Origin of the sequence: Streptococcus parasanguinis (assembly GCF_015556095.1) — a bacterium.
Taxonomy (GTDB): domain Bacteria; phylum Bacillota; class Bacilli; order Lactobacillales; family Streptococcaceae; genus Streptococcus; species Streptococcus parasanguinis_Q.
On sequence record NZ_JADNLT010000033.1, the window covers coordinates 1 to 2458 of the forward strand.

Genomic DNA, 2458 nt, shown 5'->3' on the forward strand with positions numbered 1-2458 from the left:
AAGAGTTATTTAACAAGACGACTTTAGAAATGTTACCTATTAGCGAAATGGAAAAAGATAGCCAATACAACAGTCATTTAAAATTCTTTAAAGAAACAAATCTAGCATTTAACAATATGAAAAAATGTTTAGATGAAGATGCTAAATAGATTTATATTTATATTTACAAATAAAAATATAAATGATAAGATAGGTATAGAGAGAGGAGAATAAATATATGGCATTTGAAAGCAAAAACACTAAGATCGCTCAGGCGGTAAAAGAAACTATTGAAGAAAAAAAAGAAACAGCAGTTGCTGAATCAGATTTTTTAAGTAACATTAGTGCTATTGAAAAAGAGAAAAAGAAACAATTTCAATTTACGCTTAAACCTAGCAATCGATCTAAATTGACAGAAATCGCTCGACAAAAAGGATTTACTTCTGATTCTGCATTTTTAGATACAATGATTGAGCAATTGTAACATTTTTGTAATGATCTTTTACTTGCGCTATACATTAAATGAATGTATAATAACTTTAATTTCAAACTATTAAATTAGAATAAATCTAAAGAAGCTGTTAAAACAAAATAAAAGGCAGACACGGGAATGTCTGCCCAACCGAATATCAAAAAAACCACTTTTGATTATTCAGCATTTGTATTTTAACTTTAATAAGTTTTTATGTCAAGGCTGTTTATCAATAAATCAGCCTTTTTTGCTAAAATTTTATAATTCAAGCACAAAAAAAGTAAATATAATTATAAATATATTTACAAATATATTGACAAATGTATTTAGTGGTGGTACAATATAATTATGAAGAAAGGAATTATTGCCTTATCAATCAACAGAAAAATTCTATTGATTGATAAGGTGGTAAACCTTAAATAATTAGACCTTTGAAAACTGAATACAAACCTAAATTCCGATCAGTTAGCCTACGGATAAGGAGAAAGGGAATTTAGCGTATATCTATCCATTGATAGACCGGGCTAGTACATTAAAGCACACTCAAAAGAGCGTATAAAGTTTTTTTAAAAAACAGCTAGAGGAGTTCGCTGTTACCAAGCTATAAACAGCACGAAAAAAAAGAAAAAAGAAAAGAGAGGAAAGATATGAAAAAATATCTAGTTTTACTAAGTGTCTCAACATTAGCAAGTTTTCAATCTGCGCAGGCACAAGAAAATACAACTATTGAAACACCTAAAACGGTAGAAACAGCACCTACTGTAGTGTTAAAACCAACAACACCAACACCAACGGTATTGACACCAACAACAGTAGAAACAGCACCTACTGAAACACCAAAAATCACAAATGCAACACCAACAGCAGATCCAGTAGCACCTACTGAAACACCAAAACCTACAGAACCAACACCAACTGTAGATCCAGTAGCACCTACTGAAACACCAAAGCCTGCAGATGCAACACCAACACCAACACCAAATCCAGTAACCCCTACTGAAACACCAAAACCTACAGAACAAACACCAACTGTAGATCCAGTAGTACCTACTGAAACACCAACACCTGCAGATGCAACACCCAAAAAAACCGGCACTTACAAAGCACCGGCAACACAACCCAAAAACACTAAAACAGAATCAACAGAAACACCAAAATCTGCTGAATATACAAGTGATGAATTACCATCAACAGGCGTACAAAGTACGCTACCCTTGTCTATTTTAGGCGCTCTTGGTCTATTATCTAGTTTACCTGTTTTAAAGAAAAAAAACAACTAATTAGGACAATTTTAACTAACAAATAATTTAGGAGATAAAACAATGCAAATTGCAACAAAAGTTATTACAGGATTAGGAGCTATTTTAACAGTAGTAGCTCTAGGTTGGCTTCTTACTGGTGCTTTTGATTACTTCTCAGGAAGAAAAAATCAGAACCCACAACAGATGGATCAAGGTATGACTTCTATGATTTCAGGTGGTGCTTTGACTGTGCTAATTCCAGGAATTACAGCAGCCATTGTATCAGCTTTAGGAGCTATCTCGTTCTAAAATACATTATTTTAAGGTATTTTAAGGAGGATAATAGATGAATTACAACAATGATGATAGACTGGAAATAGTTGAAGAAACAACTTATACAAAATCAAAACCTTCTATTTTGAGAGGTCTTTTAAAGTTGTTCACATTAATTATTTCAGCACCATTTATTCTATTCCTTTTTCTAAAGGATTTAATACTAATGGTCATTACATTATTTGTTGTTTGGATTGTTTCAAAAATTGGTATTGCTTTAATAGTTTCAGCAATTATTTCAATTTTTAAAATCAATGATATATCATCAGTTCCGATATTAAAGAATATAGTTGAATTTATTTTAGGATCAGATTTTTTGAAAACAAACTCAATAAACTTCTTTATTCATCTTGAATTTGATGTAACTCTTATTGTGATAGTCGCTGTTGTATTATCATCTATTAATCTTCGTTACAAGCTATCAAATGATAAC

At 31.3% G+C, this 2458-nt stretch carries 4 protein-coding genes; all 4 read left to right on the forward strand.

Annotation, left to right across the window (positions count from 1 at the left end):
- Positions 1–217 precede the first annotated feature (217 nt).
- A complete protein-coding gene (locus I2E70_RS10495; protein WP_049523071.1) occupies positions 218–463 on the forward strand; it encodes a hypothetical protein in 246 nt (81 codons plus the stop codon).
- A gap of 635 nt (positions 464–1098) precedes the next feature.
- Complete coding sequence (locus tag I2E70_RS10500; protein WP_195424703.1) at positions 1099–1731, forward strand: LPXTG cell wall anchor domain-containing protein; 633 nt, start codon at positions 1099–1101, stop codon at positions 1729–1731.
- Between the two features lie 42 nt (positions 1732–1773).
- Entirely contained in the window at positions 1774–2001 is a 228-nt protein-coding gene (locus I2E70_RS10505; RefSeq protein WP_049523050.1) for a hypothetical protein, read from the forward strand.
- A gap of 37 nt (positions 2002–2038) precedes the next feature.
- Positions 2039–2458: hypothetical protein (locus I2E70_RS10510; protein WP_155173270.1), on the forward strand; the 420-nt coding region annotated here is incomplete at its 3' end.